The organism is Phyllobacterium zundukense, assembly GCF_025452195.1.
Taxonomy (GTDB): domain Bacteria; phylum Pseudomonadota; class Alphaproteobacteria; order Rhizobiales; family Rhizobiaceae; genus Phyllobacterium; species Phyllobacterium zundukense_A.
Map to the genome: position 1 here is coordinate 3,452,603 of NZ_CP104973.1, position 19,143 is coordinate 3,471,745.

Consider the following 19,143-nt stretch of genomic DNA (forward strand, 5'->3'; position numbering starts at 1 on the left):
ATGGCGTTTTTCTGCGCTCCGGTGTTCACGTACCTTAAAGTACGCTGCGCTCCGGTGCTCGAAAATCACCATTTTCGGCGCGTCATAGCGTGAATCTCAACAGCCTAGGGCAATCCCGTAGCGGAACGACTTTGGCGTCAGCGTTTTAGCTGATAACCATCCTGATATTCTTGCCCGTCAGCCTGGCCAGCTGCTGCAGGCGGCCCTCCGGAACATCACCAATCAGGTCAGCCTTCCTCTTGTCGATCACAAGCTCAAGCCCTTCTGCCGTCGTCTTCCAGGAAAGCTTCGGGACCACACCGGCCATGGATGCGGAAAACGGATAGGTGATGCGCATGATCCCGGCGAGAATCTTGGAATATTCCAGCAGTCGGGGTGTGGCTATGGCAGCGAGTTCCGGATCGGGGACACTGTTGGAAATGCCCTCATGCCTGAAGAAATTGGCGAGTGCGATATAGGCGCGTCCGGGATGATCGATGCCGATGAAGGAAGCATTGGAAATCATGTTCAATGCCTGCGAGCCACGGTAATCAGGATGGGCACGCCAGCTGATATCCGCCACCAGGCAGGCCGCGCGCCGATAGCGCTTCTCGTCTTCCGTCTCGTTGATCCCGAGCGCCGCGAAGGCTTCGCCGCTCCATTCGGCCAATTCGCGCGCATAGGCCGGCGACCGGGCGCGTAGTACGGCGAACTCCTCGGCCGCCGAGATCAACGGATCTTCCAGCTGATCGCTTTCGGGCAGCAGCGAATAGAGAAACCCCTCGCGCACACCAAGGGCTGAAAACACCACGTTCGCCGGCCGCATAAGCTTGATCGTCTCAAGCAGTGCGATAGCGCCGTACGCAAGCAGCGCGCGGCGGTTCTTGGAAACGTCCTCGATGCCATTCATGTTGTCGACATCGCCGGCAGCAACACGTCTGAGGAACCGCTGCGCTTCCTCGAACGGTATTTCGTAGTGGTGCATCACATGGAGCGCATAATGTTCGGAACTCATGTGCAGCTTGGCAAGGTTCCGCCAGGTGCCGCCCACTGCATAAAATGTCCTGCCCTTGCCGTTGCCGAGCAGCTTTGCCGAGGCGAGATGTTTCCTTGCAAGTTCCGTAGCTTTGTTCAAATCGCCGTCGGACATGTCCTGCAGGCGCAAGCCGCCGAGCGGCAGCGTAATGCCATCACCGATCTGCCTGCCCTTGACATCGACGAGTTCCAGACTGCCGCCACCAAGATCGCCGGCAATGCCGTCCGGATCATGGAAGCCCGAAATAATGCCAAGCGCGGAGAAATAGGCCTCTTCCCTGCCCGTAAGAACCTTGATCGGCTCCTTGAGCAACGCTTCGGCTTCCCGAATGAATTGTGAGCCATTCTCGGCCTCGCGCGCCGCAGCTGTCGCCAGAACGTCGAGTGAAACTGCTCCGGCCTGATCAGCCAGCGCGCGAAAACGACGCAATGCGCGTAGTGCGCTTTGTACGGCCTTCGCATTCAGCTTGCCAGTCTTCGCCAGCCCCTTGCCGAGGCCGCAGAGGATCTTTTCGTTGAAAAGAACCGTCGGGGACCGGTTTACGCCTTCATACACCACCAAACGTACAGAGTTCGAACCGATATCGATGACAGCAGCTGGTTGACGCCCCTGCACGCGTCCTTGTGCAGCCGATATCATGCAGCCTTATTTCTCTTTGACCGCTTGCGATGTGCAATCAATCGCGGTGCTGAAGACTTCAGCGACTTGCCACGGCCCGAAAGGCTGGGATTTGTCATGAAATATTCCTGTGCGTTAAAAGCTTCTTCCCCGTCAGCAGGTGTGATCCGGCGCGACGTTCCGTCTGCTAGTAACTCGTAACTCTGCTGATTGTCGAGAAGGTTGGCCAACATAATCTGTGAAAGAACCTGCTGGTGCACAGTTGGATTGGTGATCGGCACCAGTGTCTCGACACGGCGATCGAGATTGCGGGTCATCATGTCGGCAGAGCCGAAGTAGACCAGCGCCTTTTCCGACGGCATCGGTTCGCCATTGCCAAAGCAGAAGATGCGGCTGTGTTCGAGAAAGCGTCCAACAATGGATTTCGCGCGGATATTGTCGGAAAGGCCTGGAAGCTGCGGGCGAAGACAGCAAATGCCGCGCACGACGAGATCGATCTCTACCCCTTGCCGGCCTGCGTCATAGAGCGCGTCGATGATTTCCGCATCGACCAGGGAGTTCATCTTCATCCAGATCGACGCCGGGCGCCCGGCTTTGGCATGGGCGATCTCCCCGGCAATGTGCTGCATGATGCGCGGGCGAAGCGTGATCGGCGAAACGGCAATACCCATCTCGCCGGATGGCGGCGTATAGCCGGTGATGAAATTGAATATCTGCGCGACATCGCGGCCGATGGACGGCTCGCAGGTAAAGAATGACAGGTCGGTATAAATCTTCGCAGTAATCGGGTGATAGTTTCCCGTACCCAGATGCACGTAACTGCGCAACTTCGCCTCTTCACGGCGCACGACCAGAGACATTTTGGCGTGGGTCTTCCATTCGATGAAGCCAAAGACGACCTGTACACCGGCACGTTCCAGATCGCGGGCCCAGCGAATATTGGCTTCCTCGTCGAAGCGGGCCTTGAGTTCGATAAGCGCCGTCACCGACTTGCCTGCATCGGCGGCGTCGATCAACGCACGCACGATCGGGCTGTCGTTCGAGGTACGATAGAGGGTCTGCTTGATCGCCACGACGTCCGGATCGGCAGCAGCCTGGCGCAGGAACTGGACGACCACGTCGAAGGATTCGTATGGGTGGTGAACGATGATGTCCTTTTCACGAATGGCCGCAAAACAATCACCGCCGTGCTCACGCACACGCTCGGGGAAACGTGGATTATAGGGCACGAACTTCAGATCGGCACGCGGGATGCTGACGATTTCCGAAATCATGTTGAGTGCAAGCAGGCCATTGAGAACACTGATGCGATTGTCGGGAACACCGAGCTCGGTGGCGACGAAGCTGCGCAGTGATTCCGGCATTTCATCGTCGAATTCGATGCGAATAACCTGACCGCGACGGCGACGCTTGAGCGCGGTTTCGAACAGGCGAACCAGATCCTCGGCCTCTTCCTCGACCTCGATATCGCTATCGCGGATGATGCGGAAAGTACCGGCACCCTTGACCTCGTAGCCCGGAAAAAGACGCCCGGTAAACAGGCTGATCGCATCCTCGAGCGTGAGGAAACGGAAACGGCCCCTGTCGTCCGGAATTTGGATGAAGCGCTTCAACGCTTGAGGCAGACGCAGCAAGGCTGTCATCGGACGATTGTCGGTGCTCCGGTTGAGGAGCATGGCGATCGTGAAGCCGAGATTGGGAATAAATGGAAAAGGATGCGCCGGATCGATGGCCAGCGGCGTCAGAACCGGATAGATGGTTTCAAGAAAGTGATCTTCCAGCCAGGACTGCTCATCGGCGGTCAACCTGTCCGGACGCACGATCTCGATGTTTTCCTTGAGCATTTCCGCGCGCAAATCATCGAGCCTATGCTGCTGGGCAATCTGCAGCTTCACGACCTCATCGAGAACGAATTCAAGCTGTTCCTGGGGCGTGCGCCCATCGTCGCTGCGGTCTGAAACGCCGGCGCGTACCTGTCCTGCCAGGCCGGCGATGCGCACCATGAAGAATTCATCGAGATTGGCAGCCGAGATGGAGAGGAAACGCAAACGTTCAAGCAATGGCTGGTGCGTGTTCTCGGCTTCTTCCAGAACGCGGCGATTGAACTGCAACCAGGAGAACTCACGGTTAACGAAGCGATCGACACTTGTGTGCAAATTCGCCAGATCCACTTTTTCCAGGGCCTGTGGAATCGCAGTCGAATCCACTTTTTCCAGGGCTTCGGGAATCGCGGATGATTGTTCGTTCATTGGTACTCTCCGACAAAAATGTCCTGTTAAAAATGGAAGACCCTTCGGCGCCTTTCGAAATGGTCTTAGTATCCGTCTTGAAGCTCTACTGCGGCGGTCATCTGACGCGATTTTCTGCGCTTCCGGTGCTCACGTATTTTAAAGTACGTTGCGCTCGTCGCAAGGGCGACACCAGAAACCACGTCATATATCTCACCGCAGCGACTTTGAAGACGGACACTTAACCGCTCACCGTAGACAAGTCTTTTGACAGTTTGATAGCAAGCGTCTTGAAATCATCATCATACCGCTAAATCGCGCTCTAAAGCGAGAAACATCCAAATGGAATCGTTGTGCCGGGCGCCAATCCATCGCCAGAAAGCAGAACCGATACATCTTCTCTGAGGTGTTCAGCTGCTAAAATAATTAGAAAATTTAAACTAATTTGCGCTGAGCACATTAACAATAACCGACAGATCGACTCGACAATACGCGGAGATCATGGTCATTTATTAGTAGGGCAATGAATGCCCGTGGCCGGTCCCGGCCGAGGGCAATGTTCAATCCGACGCCAAACCTTTATTGGACTTTTGATGACGTATCGGCGTTAACCTATTGGAATTCCTGCTTGAATGCATGAATTGCACTGGAGCGGCTATGGAAAAAATTGTTTCCGTTCTTCATGCCTTCGTCCTTATCGCAACATCTTTTGGCATCTCTCCGGCGCATGCCCAAACGTTAAACGTCGGCCTGACAATTGTGCCCGCAGATCGCGCTGCCGTAGCAGACGCGGTTCGAAGGCCCGCCAACAAACGCAATGGTCATGTTCGCATTGTGGAATATGTCTCCCCGGGCTACGCAGCCATTCCAAAGTCCCGGCAAAAGGCATCTGCCTTTACTTTGAAATAACCATTCAAGCAGTCCGGTTTGACCGGATGATTGACCTCCGGCGTGACGCGTCCAGGATTCGCACTGTTTCGCGAATGCAGAAACAATACTGCGACATAGAACGCGTTTCCTTTGCGCGCCTTTTGTTTTAAGACAAAACGAATGGGCGCTATGCGCGCTTGCCGAAGATTTCAGGAGCGAATAATGGCTGGACACAGCATCCCTCATTTCCAGAACAGTGCAGGACATGCGAGCATTGCCATCGGCGTGAAGGAATTCATGTGCGTTGGTGCCAATTCGCCTTTTGACCACCCGCATGTTTTCCTCGATCTTGGCGACGACAATGAGAAGGTGTGTCCCTATTGCTCTACGCTTTTTCGATATGACGCATCGCTTGCCGCCGATGTAACCGTTCCGGAAGGCTGCACCTATGTGGACAAGGCCGCTTGAAAGCAGCGCTTATCGATCTGAAAACCGAACGAAACAGGCGATTACCAAATCCTGATCAGATCATCATTGCCGGTGCAGGTATTGCTGGCCTCACTCTTGCCCTTGCATTGAGCGCCAAGGGCTTTCACGTCCAGATATTCGAGAAAAGCGCGGCGCTCGCCGAAATCGGTGCCGGATTGCAGCTTTCCCCCAATGCAACGCGGCTTCTCGGCCGGCTCGGCGCGATGGAACAGCTGCAATACGCGTCCGTCGAACCGCAAGCCGTCTGCTTGCAGGACGGAGCCACTGGCGGCGAGTTGCTACGGTTGCCGATCGGCGAACAAGCAAAGGAACGCTGGGGCGCGCCTTATATCGTTTGCCATCGCGCCGATTTGCAGAACACTTTGCTCACCCTCGCGCGCAGCCAGCCCAACATCGCAATACAGCTGCAATCGACCGTGACGCAGCGCAAGGCGGACAGACAGGGCATGCTCGTCCGCGTGCAATATCACGACCGCATAGAGGAACACCGCGGCGCACTGCTGGTCGGCGCAGACGGCGTGTGGTCGAACCTGCGCACCGCAGTCTCCGACGCGGACCGCGCGCGTTATACCGGCATGGTTGCATGGCGATCATCACTGGGTGTCGACCAATTGCCGGAATCGTTCAAGACATTGTTGCCAACAGGGGTCAACGTCGTCGCCTGGACTGGCCCCAACGCGCATCTGATTGCCTATCCGATCCGCTCCGGCCAAATGATCAATTTCGTAGCCGTTGCACCTGACCACCAGGCCGGCAACCGCTGGGCTGTCCCTGTCGATCGGGAGAGCCCGAGCCAGAATTTCATCCGGGAATTCGCCGGTTGGCATGTGGGACTAGGCGATGTCATGCGGGCGGGTCGACCCTGGACGCCGTGGCGGCTATTCGAGATGAAGAAATGCCGATTCCTGACCGAGGAACGTGTGGTGCTGATTGGCGATGCGGCGCATGCCATGACGCCCTATGCGGCGCAGGGTGCGGCGATGGCCATCGAAGACGCCTGCGCATTGGCTGGCGCCTTGAGCGCGGACCGTGCCGCCTGGCCGTCTGCCCTCACCCGGTTCAGCAAAGCCCGGACAAAACGTATTGGTGCAGTTGTACGGCGCGGGGCACTCAACCACCTGGCGTATCATGCAAAGGGACCGGTGGCCGTCGCGCGCAATATCGTGCTGCGCAACCGTCCCGTGGAGAAATTCATCGAGGGATTTGACTGGTTGTACGGATTTGATGCGGCAGCATCGCTCGTTTCCGAGTAACTACTCCGCGGGCGTGGCCAGGCGTTTCATTTTTTATTTATTTCCGCGATGCGGTCATTCATTTGGCGCAGAGACTGTTTGGACTCATGCTCGGCAACGAGGATCGCGCCGACGCCGACGACTATCAGCCAGAATATTATGAAGAGGGCGTCCGTCCACATTATTCAAATCCTCGTTCCAGTTGCATTCTACCATATAAATGAAGACCATACGAGACAGCTATGCTGGTCATCATGACGACCGACTCAATAAGGTAGAAAGGTGCCTTGTGATTGAGTTCAACATTTGCAATTCCGACGATCGGGCCGAGGAATCCCACGACGGCGACCGCCGTCGATAATCTGTCGATTGCGGCAGCGACGTATTTCTGACGTTCCGTATTTCTGGCTTTTTCTTGAGCTGTTAACACTGAAAGCTGTGTGGGCTGCTCGAAATTTTCGACCATATGAATCCCGATGAAAATAGCTTTGTTGAAAAAACACAATCTAAAAAATCCCCAGCGGCCACGGGGCCGCTGTATTATCTCGTATCCACTCCCGGACTAATCAGTGCAGTATCTGGCTGAGGAACAGTTTCGTGCGCTCGTGCTGCGGATTGTCGAAGAATGCGGCCGGTTCATTCTGCTCGACGATCTGCCCCTGATCCATGAAGATCACGCGGTTTGCAACCTGACGGGCAAAGCCCATCTCGTGCGTGACGCAAACCATCGTCATGCCTTCTTCGGCCAGCTGGACCATCGTATCCAGCACTTCCTTGATCATCTCCGGATCGAGCGCCGAGGTCGGCTCATCGAACAGCATGATCCGTGGGTTCATGCAGAGCGACCTAGCGATTGCCACGCGCTGCTGCTGGCCCCCTGAGAGCTGGCCCGGATATTTATTGGCCTGTTCAGGGATCTTGACGCGTTCCAGAAAGTGCATCGCCACCTCGTCGGCCTTTTTCTTCGGCATTTTTCGCACCCAGATCGGCGCGAGCGTGCAGTTTTCGAGGATCGTCAGGTGCGGGAAAAGATTGAAGTGCTGGAACACCATGCCGACTTCGCGGCGCACCTCGTCGATCTTTTTCAGATCGCTGGTGAGCTCGATACCGTCGACAAGGATTTTGCCGCTTTGATGCTCTTCCAGGCGGTTGATGCAGCGGATCATGGTGGACTTGCCCGAACCGGAGGGACCGGCAATGACAATGCGCTCGCCGCGCATCACCTTGAGGTTGATGTCCTTCAGAACGTGAAAGTCGCCGTACCACTTGTTCATGCTGATGATTTCAACAGCTACGTCCGTCTTTGAAACGTGGAGGAGCGAGCGGTCGACATGGATTTCTTCCGGGTCGATGATGTTTTCGGTGGTCATAAGCATAGCTCCTTAGTGTTTGTGTCCTGTATCGAGCCGGTTTTCCATGAACAGGGAATAACGCGACATGCCGAAACAGAAAATCCAGAAGACGAATCCGGCGAAGACCAGGCCAGAAATAGGTGTTTGCGGAGATGCCCAATTGGCATCGGAAAAGTGCTGTTTCACGATTCCGAGGAGATCGAACATGCTGATGACGGAAACAAGGCTCGTATCCTTGAACAGACCGATGAAGGTGTTGACGATACTGGGTATCACCAGCTTCAACGCCTGCGGCAGGATGATCAGCCTCGTTTTCTGCCAGTAGCCAAGGCCGAGCGAATCGGCACCTTCATATTGACCCTTGGGGATTGCCTGCAGACCGCCGCGCACGACTTCCGCCATATAGGCCGATGCGAATAGCGCCACACCGATCAAGGCACGCAGCAGCTTGTCGAAGGTGACACCGGGCGGAAGGAAAAGCGGCAGCATATAGCTCGCCATGAAGAGCACCGTTATCAGCGGGACGCCGCGGATCGTCTCGATGAAGATGACGCACAGCATCTTGATAACAGGCAGTTTCGACCGCCGCCCCAACGCCAGAATGATCCCCAGCGGCAAGGAAACGCAGATACCGACAAAGGATATCACCAGCGTGACCAGCAAGCCGCCCCACAATGGCGTCTCGACATACGGAAGGCCGAGCCAACCGCCAACGAGCAGGAAGAACGCCACGATCGGGAAAATGAAGAAGAACGTGATGGCGTTCAGCACCTTGTAGGGCACTTTTGGAATGAGCAGCGGAACAAGCAGCAGCACAAACATGATGCCCACGAGATTGACGCGCCAATGTTCCTCAATCGGATAGCGGCCATACATGAACTGGTTGAAATTGGCATTCACATAGGCCCAGCAGGCGCCAGACCAGCCTTCCGGCTGGATGCCGCCCTGTGCAACGGTCGAACAGACCGACCGGTCAGGTCCGACCCACGCCGCCTCGATGAACGCCCATCTGATCACCGGGGGCAGGAACCACGCAATGAGCAGAAGCGCTAGAATCGTGAGGACGGCGTCGACGGGCGTGGCAAAGAGATTGGTGCGCACCCATTTGACCACGCCACGTTCGGCCAGCGGCGGTGTCTGCCCCTGAAGCATTTCGGTACGGACAAAGCTTAAATTACTATCCACCATGATCAGCGCTCCACCAGTGCCATTTTGGCGTTGAACCAGTTCATGAAGAGCGATGTCAGAACGCTGATACTGAGATAGACCACCAGCCAGATGGTAACGACTTCAATGGAACGATTTGTCTGATTGAGGATCGTCCCGCCGACCGCAACCAGATCAGGATAGCCGATCGCAACAGCCAGGGACGAGTTCTTGGTCAGGTTGAGATATTGGCTCGTCAGAGGCGGGATGATGATGCGCATCGCCTGCGGCACAACCACCAGCCGCGTCGTCGGGCCCGCGCGCAATCCGAGAGCATGAGCTGCCTCGCTCTGGCCCTTGCCGACGCCGCGGATGCCGGCGCGCACGATCTCGGCAATGAAGGATGCGGTATAGAACGACAGCGCCAAATAGAGGGACATGAATTCCGGCCCCACCTGAGAGCCTCCCCTCAAATTGAAAGCGCCGAGAACCGGATAGTCGAACGACAGCGGGAAACCCTTGATCGCGAGCGCCAGAAGCGGCAGTCCGACGATCAATCCAAGCGCCGTCCAGCCAACAGGAAACTGCTGTCCAGTCGCCATCTGCCGCTTATAGGCCCAGCGCCGCACGAGGAACGTGCCGACAATGCCAACCAGAAGGCCAACCCCGGCAAGCCACGCGCCCTCACCGAAGACCGGGGCGGGGAAGAAAAAGCCGCGATTGTTCAGGAACATGTTGAACGGCAGACTGATGCTTTGACGGGCCTGCGGGAGTACCGACAAAACGCCGGAATACCAGAAGAAAATAACCAGCAAAGGCGGAACATTGCGGAAAACTTCGACGTAAACCGTGCAAATCTTGCGTATCAGCCAGTTGTGAGAAAGCCGGCCAATACCGATGATAAAGCCGATGATCGTCGCGGTGATGATGCCGGCGAAAGCGACTGTCAGAGTGTTGAGAATACCGACCCACAACGCCTGCAGATAAGTCGAGTCGCTCGAATAAGCCAGGTACGGACTGCTGCTGATATCGAAACCGGAACGGCCATCGAGAAACCCGAAACCCGACGCAAGGTTCGCACGCTGGAGATTGGTGATCGTGTTGTTGACCATCCAGTATACGAGGCCGGCGATCACAAGGACGGCCACCGCCTGAAAAATATAACCGCGGAATTTCGGATCGTTTAAAAGTGATACCTTGGCGCTGTCCTTAACGACAGGCGTAATATCCTGTGATGCCATTGGCCCCTCATTTCTTGTAAATGCTTGTTCTTATTATTTTTTATTATGGGTAGGTGAGGAGGCCAAACCTCCTCACCTGATTTTCAGATGATCACTCTCTTTGACGCAATTCCGGTTCCCATTTCTTCTGGAATTGCTGCAAGCAATCAGCGAATCGGCATCGCGTACTGCAGGCCTCCCTTGCTCCACTGGGCATTGATGCCGCGCGCAATCTTGAGCGGGCTTCCGGAACCAAGATTCTTTTCGAAAATTTCACCGTAATTGCCGACGGCCTTTACAATGTTGACGACCCAATCATTGGTCAAACCAAGATCAGTCCCAAGCTTGGTGCCGGCTTCCTGACCGAGCACACGCTTGACTTCAGGGCTGTCACCCTTGGCCAATTCCTCGACGTTGGCTTTGGTGATGCCAAGTTCTTCTGCAGTCAACAAGGCATAATGAGTCCAGCGAATAATGTCGGCCCATTGCGCATCACCCTGGCGTACGACAGGTCCGAGCGGCTCCTTCGAAATGATCTCAGGCAAAACGATGTGATCATCCGGCGCAGTTAGTGCGAGGCGGTACGCATAGAGACCGGACTGGTCCGTCGTATAGGCATCGCAACGTCCCGAATCGTACGCCGCGTTGACCTCTTCAACTTTCTCGAACACGACAGGATTGTATTCCATCTTGTTCGCCTTGAAATAGTCGGCAAGGTTGAGCTCGGTGGTCGTGCCCGCCTGCACGCAGACCGAAGCACCCGAAAGCTGCAGAGCCGAATTGATGCCTGACAACTTCTTCGAGTTGATCATGAAACCCTGACCGTCATAATAATTGACGCCGGTGAAATCAAAGCCCTGTTCGTCACGGCTGAGAGTCCAGGTCGTGTTGCGGATGAGAACGTCGATCTCGCCCGACTGCAATGCAGGGAGGCGGTCTTTCGCGGACAACGGCGTATATTTTACTTTTGTCGGATCACCAAAAACGGCAGCAGCAACTGCGCGGCAATAGTCGACGTCAAAACCCGACCATTCGCCTTTATCATTAGGTGAAGCGAAGCCTGGAAGGCCGGTATTTACGCCGCATTGGAGGAAGCCCTTCTTCTTGACGTCGTCCAGTGTGGCAGCCGAGGCCGCATTCGCCAGAAGGACGAAAGCCGAGGCTGCCAGAGCGCCCTTCAAAACAAGATTTTTCATAACGATTTGACCCTTTAGGTTGGTGCCCATAGTTCCCACAGAGGAAAGATCATATTGGCGGATCGCTCCCCACGCCCCCAAAAAAAGGGCCCAATATGTCTCCCATTCACGTGGCTATCGAAGGCCATTCTGACGCTTTGGTCAAGCGGTAATCTTTGCTCAATATTATAGCAATGTTAGACTTTCGACTGCTCACGAAGAGATTTTTGGATCATTTGTTGTTCAGATGAGTGTTTTGTTACCAAAAGCGCTCACTAAACCGCATGGATGGCCAGAATCGGCTTTTCCCGAAGACGAAGGCTGTACGGCGTCCGGCCAAGAATCGGGCCAGCACAATCGTGAATAGAAAGCCGACTGTATAACCAGCCATAACATCGGTCGGATAGTGAGCGCGGGCAAAGACGCGGGTCAAAGCGATGAACATCGTCGCCAGGATGATGGGCATCCGCCAGCGCGGAAACCACAGTGCGAGTACACCACCAACTGCGCCCATGGTGGTTGAATGACCAGATGGAAAACTCGCAAAATTATATCCGGCTTCGAATGGCGAAAAACTGTTGGCCCCCAGTGTATCGATGAATTTTGGCCGCGCCCGGCCGATAAGAAACTTCGCGATATTGGTCAGAATCCCCGACAAGGCGATGGCCCAGAAGGCGAAGGTCGCCTGTGCATAGACGAGGCCAAAGCGGATACGCCTGTCTCTGGCAATATTCCCCCAATCGATGCCAATCAGGCAGACGCCGATGACGAAGGCCGGAATGAGATACCACTGCGACAGGCCGATATCTGTCAGATGCCGCACACCATTGAGGGGCTCGTAGGTCGACAGGCTACGTGACAGGAGCGCGTCATAGGGATGAATCAGCAGAATGAGGAAGAAGATGAGAACGACAGCCATGAACATGCCGTTCGTCCACGCGGGTGGAGAACCCGGAAAAGCGGGAGAATTGATACGGCGCAGAAAGCGGACGACGGACTGACCGACCCGGCTCAAGGCGGATTGCGTTTGTCCCTGATTGCGTGGCTTCGTCATCTTGTCTTTCCAGTCAATCAGCCTGCTCTCCTGTTGCAACCGGCACGTGGTGGCATTATCGACATCTGCGAGACCGTCTGCAAATTCATCCCTGACGATCATCTGATGCAATTTTCTGCGCTTCCGGTGCTCACGTACGATGTGTACGCTGCGCTCCGGTTCTCGAAAACCACATCAGCTGACACATCAGGGATGAATTTTCAAACGGTCTCTGACAAGGCACATAAAATATGGAGGCGGACTTATGGAGAAGCAACCGGGCAAGTTGGCGAAAGCCGGAATCAATACGAGGCTTGCCCATGGTGGCTATGATCCACGCGACTATCACGGCTTCGTCAATCCCCCTGTAGTTCATGCTTCTACCGTGCTGTTTCCGGACGCGCAAACCATGGCTGATCACAGCCAGCAATATACGTATGCCACGCATGGAACACCGACCACCGATGCCTTGTGCCGCGCGATCGATGAGTTGGAGGGCTCTGCCGGCACTGTTCTCGTTCCTTCCGGCCTTGCGGCAGTGACCGTACCGCTTCTGGCTTTCCTCGCGCCGGGTGATCATCTGCTGATGGTCGACAGCTGCTACGGCAATACCCGCCATTTCTGCAAGACCATGTTGAAGCGATTGGGTGTCGAGGTCGAGTTCTATGACCCGCTGGTTGGCGCCGGTATAGAGAAACTGATCAAGCCGAACACCCGCGTCGTCTTCACCGAATCGCCGGGCTCCAACACATTCGAAATCCAGGATATCCCGGCCATCGTTGAAAAGGCCCATACGGCAGACGCCATTGTCATGATGGACAATACCTGGGCGACGCCGATCTATTTCAAGGCGCTGGACTATGGCGTCGATATCTCGATCCATGCGGCGACCAAATATCCCGCCGGTCATTCGGATATCCTGATGGGAACCATTTCGGCCAACGAGAAATGCTTCAAAACACTCGATGCGGCGCATTCGGCGCTCGGGCTCTGCGTGAGCGGTGACGATGCCTATCAGGTTCTGCGCGGGTTGCGCACCATGGGCGTGCGCATGGAACGGCATGCGGAAAGCGCGCTGGAAATCGCCGGATGGCTCGAGGCGCAGGACGGTGTCATCGAGGTGCTGCATCCCGGTCTTGAGAGCCATGCGGGAAACGCCTTGTTCAAACGCGATTTTTGTGGTGCCGGCGGTGTGTTTTCCATCGTCATCCAGGGCGGAGTTGCGCAGGCACAAGCCTTTCTCAACGCATTGAGAATTTTCGGCCTGGGCTATTCCTGGGGCGGATATGAAAGTCTTGCAGTGCATGTCCATCTCGGCGGCCGGGAGATCACGGGAAAGAATTACGCAGGACCGGTCATCCGGCTGCAGATCGGGCTTGAAGACAAGGCCGATCTTATCGCCGATATTGAAAACGGACTGGCCGCAGCAAAGGCGGTTTGAAGGGATAAAAACAAGGTGATTTCAATCCGGGTGACATGACCGCTATAAGGGACAAATGAAAAGGCTCGCCGCAATCCTCGCGCTTTTGACCACGCTCAGCATTGGCTGGGTTCCGGTATTTGCGGCGCCCGGCCGTCTGGCCGTGGAACTGGGTTTGCAGGATGTCGCGACCGGGGCTTCACAGGCTTTGGACCATGCTCGTCATTCCAGTGGCTGCGCCGGCAAACATCATTGCCCGAGAGAGGCCAAACAACAGCATCCTGCCGTGTGTGCGGCCTGCATCGGGGTACCGGCAATCACGTTTGTGGTGCCGGTTATCCCGCAACCCAAGATCATCATTCCGCGAGCCGGAGAATTGCCGCTTGTCGCGCTCGACAATGCGCCGCTCCCGCGCCCTCCCCGGTTATAATCGATCGTTCCTTTCGTTTTCACGCGCAGGTGAGCGGGCCGTAGCCTGCGCCGGTTTGACTGGCCCATGGAAAGATCAATGATGAAAATCACATATATTCATAGCGCAGCACTGGTCTGTGCCCTCACCCTTGGCTCGCCGGTGCTGGCGCAGGATCACACAACCCACCAAACCAAGCCGCATGACATGATGGCGATGCCCAAAGGCGATCAAAGCGCACCCTCCAAGGCATTCGCCGAAGCCAATGCGAAAATGCACAAGGATATGGCGATTCCCTTTACCGGCAATGCCGACAAGGATTTTGTGTCGGGCATGATCGCCCATCATCAGGGTGCCATCGATATGGCCAAGGTCGAGCTCGAATACGGCAAGGATCCGGAGATCCGCAAACTGGCCGAAACGATCATCGCAGCACAGGAAAGCGAGATCAATCAAATGAAAGACTGGCTCGCCAAGAACGGCGGCTAAAACTCAGAGCCCGTTCGAAACTCTGCTGCGGCGGTCATCTGACGCGATTTTCTGCGCTTCCGGTGCTCACGTACCTAATGTACGCTGCGCGCCGGTTCTCGAAAGCCACGCCATATGTCCCGCCGCAGCGACTTTCCAAACGGGCTCTTAAACAAGAATCACCCGCCGGTTTTGGCCGGCGGGTGATTTTCACAAAACCATTTTCCAGTTTACTGGCGTATCTCGTTGGTTGCAGCGCGTTTCTGCAGGCTTAATTGCCAAAGACTATGGGCGGCATCGGCATAGGTCGATGACCCGATCCTGAATTCGGCGGAACGCAAAGGCAACAAATCCTCCACGACGGCAAGCGTGCGTGCGGGGAGGATATCCGTACAGGTCCATAGACGCCGGAACACGGCACTGATCGGGACCCGTTTCTCGTTGACGTCAATCTGGGGCTCGTCACTGCCGAGTTCCCAATCCTCCAAGGCGTCAATCGCATCCTGAAAGGCATTGTGCAATATGATGGGCGCATGGCCCTCATGAAGTGGGTGCAGCAAACCAGGCATTCCTGTCTCCTCACTCTTGTGTTGCAACTGCCGGGGGCTCCCGGAAGTGGAATCATAAGGGCGAGACGGCACCTATCGCAAGCCTAAACTGCTATACCATACTATTTTACTAGTCATTCTTGATTAAATCGAGTTTTCGCTACAGTTTTAACCTCCGTCATTCAACCAAGAACTGCACAGAATCATCCATGCCGTTGAATATACCGCATTTTTATGGAGAATTTTTCCTCTAGTTCTAATTATTGAGTTGCGCTGGTTTGACTGCATTGGTCTGTAACGTTAATAAGAACCACATTTTTCTTTATCGACCATTGTTTTGAACTGGACTTTTTCAATGACCTATTTTCAACACACGGCGGCATTCGAGCCGCGACCAGATTTTTCGGGCAATTTCATACAACGTCTCGGTGGTTATCTGACCGCCCGCATTCAGCCGCTGGCGGAACGTTTTCGTTGGTTCAAAGCAGCCGCATGGAGTGAGCTACGCAGCTCCGCCGACAGCCACATCGTCTTTGATGCATTACCGGAAAGCGATGTCGCAAAAGTTTGTCACATCCTGTGCGCGACCGGATCATTTCGTGAAAATGCGGCGGTGCTGGAACTCGGCGCCGCATCGGGCGTACAGACCATCGAAATGGCAACGTGCGGTGCATTCTCGCATGTGCTTGCCGTCGAACCGGAGGCCATCAATTTTGCGGCCCTGCAGCGAAACGTCGAGGATAATGGCGTGCAAGACATGGTCTGCTGCTTCCCGGGAGCCGTGGGTATCATCGGTGGAATGACCAATTTCTACGTGGGCCGCGACGACAAGCAGCGAAGCGGCATGAAACAGCAGGGCCCCAACGATACCAAGACCCGAATCCCGATCAACACTGTCGAAACCATCCTGCAGGACGCACGTGTTCCGCTGGAGCAGATCGGTCTCATATGGATCGACATCGAAGGTTACGAGGCCATCGCCTGCCTGTCCATGACCGGGCTCATGGAGCGCAATACTCCAATTTATGCTGTGCTTTCACCGGAACTGTATCACCGCGATCATGGTTCGAGTTTCGTCCGCTATCTCGCCACATACTATCGCCGCTGCGTCTTGCTGACGGACGCAGAACCCCGAATCGTCAATGTATCGGACATCCCCCTCGACCAGGGAAGCGTGCGCGTCCTGCTGATCGATTGATGTCGAATCACTAAGTAGATGCTGCATTTTTCGCATCCATCTTGCCAAACTGGCGTCATTGCCGCATTCATGTCCCCGCTGTTCGCTAAAGCGTGTCGCGATCTTTCAGATTCGCCCCTGCGCTTTAGATCTTTGATTTTTTACGCATGCGTTGACGCAAAACCGCTGCACACTTGCGCGACACGCTCTGGCGAGGATATTGGCACATGACGACAAGGCACCTTCAGGTGATCATTCTTTCCGCGCTGCTCTCCGGCTGCGCAGGTATTCAAAGCCAGCTTGATAATGAAAAAATTTCATCCCTGCGTTATGACAGTGTCGCCTGCCCCGCACTTGTGGCGCAACGCAACCAGGCTGTAGCCGAGATCAGCCGGCTCACCAATGGCCGCGGCTACCAGGATCCGAATGTGGTCACCGGCTTCGGCCCCTTCCTGCCCGATTATCGCACGGCAAACCAGAAGCAGGCCGGCGCCTTGCAAGGACAGGCCGATTCAATGACGCGGTCCATAGATCGCCGGAAATGCACCGGATAATCCGTCACCAGGGTGTCGTGCTGGCATTGTTCGTTATCGCGGGCTTTCCTTCGTTGCGACGGTTTCACCCGATTTACGCCTGAAAACCGCAGTTTTCCAGGTTTGCGAAAACGGGGGCAAGCGGCGCTCTTGCAAGGGAGTGCCGCGCATTTCACAGCATGTCGATGATCCTCTGATCCGGATTTGAAAACCGGCGCTGCAATTCCAGTTGAATAACCGCAAAACTAAGCGTACACCTATTAGCTTAAGCGAATAAATTGCTTTCAGCCTTTCGGATAAGCCCGCTAGGTCAATTGTTCTTCTAAGGGAGTGACAAATGGGAGACGTGACGCTTCTTACCCCCCATAATGCCTGCTGCGCTACACCGCAGATTCTGCAAAAAGTCCGCGAAGAAATGCCAAACAAGCCAACCAGCCCCAACAGGCTTTCGGACATTCTGAGACGAGCCAAAGGCGGTTTTGCGCATCGGCGTTTTAAACAGCATACGAAATAATCCGCGACGAAAGTCACGGCAAAATTAACATGAAGATCGCCGCGGCCGGGCTCCAGCGATCTTTTTGTATTTACCTTGTTATTTTTGTCCGCTTGCCTGCATGGCGGACTCGCCGCATCATATTCAGGTTTATTGCCCGTTGTCGGAACCGGTTATCGCTGAAAACATTTCAGGCGTGGCTGAAATTGATGGGGATTGATCCCACGATGCGTTTTCGAGCTAATTATATAGACAGAATTACTAAGTTGTTTTCGCCTTGGCGCTATGGCCTGATGCGATCCGAGCGGTAGTTTATCGCGGCTCGAAGTCCTCTTAATCACTGTTTTCATTGGCAGATGTGGGAGGCACCAATGGAAGAGGATGAAAAAAAGGAAAAGGAGAATTATGCGCCCTACATGACGTCCATCTGGGGCTATCTCATAATCTTTTTGATCATCATACCAATTGTCTTGTATTTAGGCCGTCAGTTCGGAAGGTGAATTCTTGTGTCGTTAACGAGCTTCAACAAGAGGGCGAAGTCCCCTGCAACAATGACATATGCCCCATCGAATGATGAAAACGGGTACGCAACCGATAATGGAATGAAGTTTTATCTGTACTGGCCGCCGGCGATGATCATGGTTCTGCTGGCCGTCGGAAGCTATGCAGTGGGAATGTATTTTTCCTAGAACTTCCTATCGGCGGGGTGCTTCGTATTCAGGGACAGTACTGGTGGGCCCGAAGAAATATCTGTGCGGATCCTCCGCGATTTCTGAAACGCTGCGATCAATACCTTCAACCGTACGCCGGCTGTTCGAGATGAAGCGCTGTGCATTTTGTAAGGGTTGTCCCGTCAAATTGCCCAGATTGTTGAGCACGGCGACGAGCTGCGTGTTCAGGTCCTTGGCTTGCTTCTGATAGGATTGGAGCCTCGAGCGTATTTCGCTGGCCACGCTGTCCTTGTCGTCCGAAAGCTGCTTGTCGACCTTGGCCAACGTTTCATCGACGCGCATGGAAGATTTGTTTACCCGCGAGATGACATCGCGCGCGTCATTCATGAGTTCACCGACGCTGCGAGCCTTTTGGCCATATTCGTTTATCATTTCGGTTTTGCCGGCAAGGCCGTCGGTGAAAGCCTTGGCCTGCTGGATGCTCGCGAGCAACGGTCCACGCGTTCTCGCGACGTATTCTTCCGTGGCCGTCGTCGCCTTGTCGACGCGGTCGATCCAGTCCTGCGCAGTCTGCACCAGTGTCTTCAGGGACGATGGATCGACGTCCATACGGGCAATCGTGTCTTCCTTGTCCGCCTCTTCCAGAAGCTTGGGCTCATAGGCCTTGCCGCCCGTCAACTCGAGGTGCGCTTGTCCGGCCAATATTTCGAAGGCAAGCGTTGCCACGGTCGAGCGCGTGATCGGGGTGGTCGAGTCGATCTCAGTCTGAACGATAACGGCGTCGGGATTGGTCGAGATCAATAAAGAGACGCTTTACCTCGCCGACCTTAAGGCCGTTGAAGAAGACAGGGCTGCGCGCGGCAAGGCCCGTGACGGAACCTGGAACCCTGATCTCCAGCGTTGACGTTTCCCGCGTATCGCCATAACGACCGACCCAGTAAAAGAAACCAAACGCCAGCACACAGACCACAAGGCTGAAAACCGCAACGAGAAAATAGTTGGCTTTGGTTTCCATCGATTTTAAGGCGACTCCGCGGTTGTATGAG

Annotated in this window: 20 protein-coding genes; 8 read left to right on the plus strand and 12 right to left on the minus strand. The window is 55.0% G+C overall.

Features of this window, described 5'->3' with window-relative positions; translation table 11 throughout:
* Positions 1-145: 145 nt before the first annotated feature.
* Together ppx and N8E88_RS29300 are read right to left on the minus strand one after the other, a co-directional pair.
* On the minus strand, positions 146-1,654 hold the full coding sequence (ppx, locus tag N8E88_RS29295; RefSeq protein WP_262293592.1) for an exopolyphosphatase: 1,509 nt from the start codon (positions 1,652-1,654) through the stop codon (positions 146-148).
* On the minus strand, positions 1,651-3,882 hold the full coding sequence (locus N8E88_RS29300; protein ID WP_262293593.1) for an RNA degradosome polyphosphate kinase: 2,232 nt from the start codon (positions 3,880-3,882) through the stop codon (positions 1,651-1,653). The genes ppx and N8E88_RS29300 overlap by 4 nt, the downstream gene beginning before the upstream one ends.
* Positions 3,883-4,518: 636 nt before the next feature.
* On the opposite strand from N8E88_RS29300, the gene N8E88_RS29305 reads away from it, so the two are divergent.
* The 3 genes from N8E88_RS29305 to N8E88_RS29315 all read left to right on the plus strand — a co-directional run bounded on the left by N8E88_RS29305 (position 4,519) and on the right by N8E88_RS29315 (position 6,473).
* Entirely contained in the window at positions 4,519-4,770 is a 252-nt protein-coding gene (locus N8E88_RS29305) for a hypothetical protein (RefSeq protein WP_262293594.1), read from the plus strand.
* 183 nt (positions 4,771-4,953) lie between these two features.
* Complete coding sequence (locus tag N8E88_RS29310; protein ID WP_114429195.1) at positions 4,954-5,199, plus strand: zinc-finger domain-containing protein; 246 nt, start codon at positions 4,954-4,956, stop codon at positions 5,197-5,199.
* Complete coding sequence (locus N8E88_RS29315; RefSeq protein ID WP_262293595.1) at positions 5,196-6,473, plus strand: FAD-dependent monooxygenase; 1,278 nt, start codon at positions 5,196-5,198, stop codon at positions 6,471-6,473. The genes N8E88_RS29310 and N8E88_RS29315 overlap by 4 nt, the downstream gene beginning before the upstream one ends.
* Before the next feature lie 26 nt (positions 6,474-6,499).
* On the opposite strand, the gene N8E88_RS29320 is transcribed toward N8E88_RS29315, so the two are convergent.
* The 7 genes from N8E88_RS29320 to N8E88_RS29350 form a co-directional block, all read right to left on the minus strand.
* Positions 6,500-6,634 (minus strand): hypothetical protein, encoded by a 135-nt coding sequence (locus tag N8E88_RS29320; RefSeq protein ID WP_262293596.1) that lies wholly within the window; start codon positions 6,632-6,634, stop codon positions 6,500-6,502.
* Positions 6,634-6,918, minus strand: coding sequence for a hypothetical protein (locus tag N8E88_RS29325; RefSeq protein WP_262293597.1), 285 nt, complete (start codon positions 6,916-6,918; stop codon positions 6,634-6,636). Before N8E88_RS29325 ends, N8E88_RS29320 begins: the two co-directional genes overlap by 1 nt.
* A 100-nt stretch (positions 6,919-7,018) precedes the next feature.
* On the minus strand, positions 7,019-7,822 hold the full coding sequence (locus N8E88_RS29330) for an amino acid ABC transporter ATP-binding protein (protein ID WP_315975273.1): 804 nt from the start codon (positions 7,820-7,822) through the stop codon (positions 7,019-7,021).
* Positions 7,823-7,834: 12 nt separating this feature from the next.
* The gene (locus N8E88_RS29335) at positions 7,835-8,992 is read right to left on the minus strand and encodes an amino acid ABC transporter permease (protein WP_262293598.1); all 1,158 of its coding nucleotides are present in this window, start codon (positions 8,990-8,992) and stop codon (positions 7,835-7,837) included.
* A gap of 2 nt (positions 8,993-8,994) precedes the next feature.
* Entirely contained in the window at positions 8,995-10,191 is a 1,197-nt protein-coding gene (locus N8E88_RS29340; protein ID WP_262293599.1) for an amino acid ABC transporter permease, read from the minus strand.
* 146 nt (positions 10,192-10,337) lie between these two features.
* The gene (locus N8E88_RS29345; RefSeq protein WP_114429190.1) at positions 10,338-11,366 is read right to left on the minus strand and encodes an amino acid ABC transporter substrate-binding protein; all 1,029 of its coding nucleotides are present in this window, start codon (positions 11,364-11,366) and stop codon (positions 10,338-10,340) included.
* Between the two features lie 238 nt (positions 11,367-11,604).
* Positions 11,605-12,501 carry a phosphatase PAP2 family protein gene (locus tag N8E88_RS29350; protein ID WP_262295677.1) on the minus strand — a complete coding sequence of 299 codons (897 nt, stop codon included), beginning with the start codon at positions 12,499-12,501 and terminating at the stop codon, positions 11,605-11,607.
* Positions 12,502-12,643: 142 nt separating this feature from the next.
* On the opposite strand from N8E88_RS29350, the gene N8E88_RS29355 reads away from it, so the two are divergent.
* The 3 genes from N8E88_RS29355 (at position 12,644) to N8E88_RS29365 (ending at position 14,696) form a co-directional block, all read left to right on the plus strand.
* Positions 12,644-13,819 (plus strand): cystathionine beta-lyase, encoded by a 1,176-nt coding sequence (locus tag N8E88_RS29355; protein ID WP_262293600.1) that lies wholly within the window; start codon positions 12,644-12,646, stop codon positions 13,817-13,819.
* 55 nt (positions 13,820-13,874) lie between these two features.
* Positions 13,875-14,228, plus strand: a complete 354-nt coding sequence (locus N8E88_RS29360; protein ID WP_262293601.1) for a hypothetical protein — start codon at positions 13,875-13,877, stop codon at positions 14,226-14,228.
* Positions 14,229-14,306: 78 nt separating this feature from the next.
* Positions 14,307-14,696: a CopM family metallochaperone gene (locus tag N8E88_RS29365; RefSeq protein WP_410010631.1), complete on the plus strand. Its 390-nt coding sequence runs from the start codon at positions 14,307-14,309 to the stop codon at positions 14,694-14,696.
* A gap of 209 nt (positions 14,697-14,905) precedes the next feature.
* Here the strand turns inward: N8E88_RS29365 and N8E88_RS29370 are convergent, their stop codons facing one another.
* The gene (locus tag N8E88_RS29370; RefSeq protein ID WP_262293602.1) at positions 14,906-15,244 is read right to left on the minus strand and encodes a BRA0787 family protein; all 339 of its coding nucleotides are present in this window, start codon (positions 15,242-15,244) and stop codon (positions 14,906-14,908) included.
* A gap of 334 nt (positions 15,245-15,578) precedes the next feature.
* Here N8E88_RS29370 and N8E88_RS29375 point away from each other — a divergent pair, with 334 nt between their 5' ends.
* Together N8E88_RS29375 and N8E88_RS29380 are read left to right on the plus strand one after the other, a co-directional pair.
* A complete protein-coding gene (locus N8E88_RS29375) occupies positions 15,579-16,421 on the plus strand; it encodes an FkbM family methyltransferase (RefSeq protein ID WP_262293603.1) in 843 nt (280 codons plus the stop codon).
* Between the two features lie 206 nt (positions 16,422-16,627).
* Entirely contained in the window at positions 16,628-16,954 is a 327-nt protein-coding gene (locus tag N8E88_RS29380; RefSeq protein ID WP_114429184.1) for a hypothetical protein, read from the plus strand.
* Positions 16,955-18,121: 1,167 nt separating this feature from the next.
* Here N8E88_RS29380 and N8E88_RS29385 read toward each other — a convergent pair.
* A complete protein-coding gene (locus N8E88_RS29385; protein WP_262293604.1) occupies positions 18,122-18,898 on the minus strand; it encodes an MlaD family protein in 777 nt (258 codons plus the stop codon).
* Positions 18,858-19,112 (minus strand): MlaD family protein, encoded by a 255-nt coding sequence (locus N8E88_RS29390; RefSeq protein ID WP_262293605.1) that lies wholly within the window; start codon positions 19,110-19,112, stop codon positions 18,858-18,860. The genes N8E88_RS29385 and N8E88_RS29390 overlap by 41 nt, the downstream gene beginning before the upstream one ends.
* Positions 19,113-19,143 lie beyond the last annotated feature (31 nt).

Bases quoted from the DNA above. Each gene is read 5' to 3' on its own strand.
- ppx (WP_262293592.1), bottom strand. From the start codon at position 1,654: ATGATATCGGCTGCACAAGGACGCGTGCAGGGGCGTCAACCAGCTGCT.
- N8E88_RS29300 (WP_262293593.1), bottom strand. From the start codon at position 3,882: ATGAACGAACAATCATCCGCGATTCCCGAAGCCCTGGAAAAAGTGGAT.
- N8E88_RS29305 (WP_262293594.1), top strand. From the start codon at position 4,519: ATGGAAAAAATTGTTTCCGTTCTTCATGCCTTCGTCCTTATCGCAACA.
- N8E88_RS29310 (WP_114429195.1), top strand. From the start codon at position 4,954: ATGGCTGGACACAGCATCCCTCATTTCCAGAACAGTGCAGGACATGCG.
- N8E88_RS29320 (WP_262293596.1), bottom strand. From the start codon at position 6,634: ATGTGGACGGACGCCCTCTTCATAATATTCTGGCTGATAGTCGTCGGC.
- N8E88_RS29325 (WP_262293597.1), bottom strand. From the start codon at position 6,918: ATGGTCGAAAATTTCGAGCAGCCCACACAGCTTTCAGTGTTAACAGCT.
- N8E88_RS29330 (WP_315975273.1), bottom strand. From the start codon at position 7,822: ATGACCACCGAAAACATCATCGACCCGGAAGAAATCCATGTCGACCGC.
- N8E88_RS29335 (WP_262293598.1), bottom strand. From the start codon at position 8,992: ATGGTGGATAGTAATTTAAGCTTTGTCCGTACCGAAATGCTTCAGGGG.
- N8E88_RS29340 (WP_262293599.1), bottom strand. From the start codon at position 10,191: ATGGCATCACAGGATATTACGCCTGTCGTTAAGGACAGCGCCAAGGTA.
- N8E88_RS29345 (WP_114429190.1), bottom strand. From the start codon at position 11,366: ATGAAAAATCTTGTTTTGAAGGGCGCTCTGGCAGCCTCGGCTTTCGTC.
- N8E88_RS29350 (WP_262295677.1), bottom strand. From the start codon at position 12,501: ATGATCGTCAGGGATGAATTTGCAGACGGTCTCGCAGATGTCGATAAT.
- N8E88_RS29355 (WP_262293600.1), top strand. From the start codon at position 12,644: ATGGAGAAGCAACCGGGCAAGTTGGCGAAAGCCGGAATCAATACGAGG.
- N8E88_RS29360 (WP_262293601.1), top strand. From the start codon at position 13,875: ATGAAAAGGCTCGCCGCAATCCTCGCGCTTTTGACCACGCTCAGCATT.
- N8E88_RS29365 (WP_410010631.1), top strand. From the start codon at position 14,307: ATGATGAAAATCACATATATTCATAGCGCAGCACTGGTCTGTGCCCTC.
- N8E88_RS29370 (WP_262293602.1), bottom strand. From the start codon at position 15,244: ATGCCTGGTTTGCTGCACCCACTTCATGAGGGCCATGCGCCCATCATA.
- N8E88_RS29375 (WP_262293603.1), top strand. From the start codon at position 15,579: ATGACCTATTTTCAACACACGGCGGCATTCGAGCCGCGACCAGATTTT.
- N8E88_RS29380 (WP_114429184.1), top strand. From the start codon at position 16,628: ATGACGACAAGGCACCTTCAGGTGATCATTCTTTCCGCGCTGCTCTCC.
- N8E88_RS29390 (WP_262293605.1), bottom strand. From the start codon at position 19,112: ATGGAAACCAAAGCCAACTATTTTCTCGTTGCGGTTTTCAGCCTTGTG.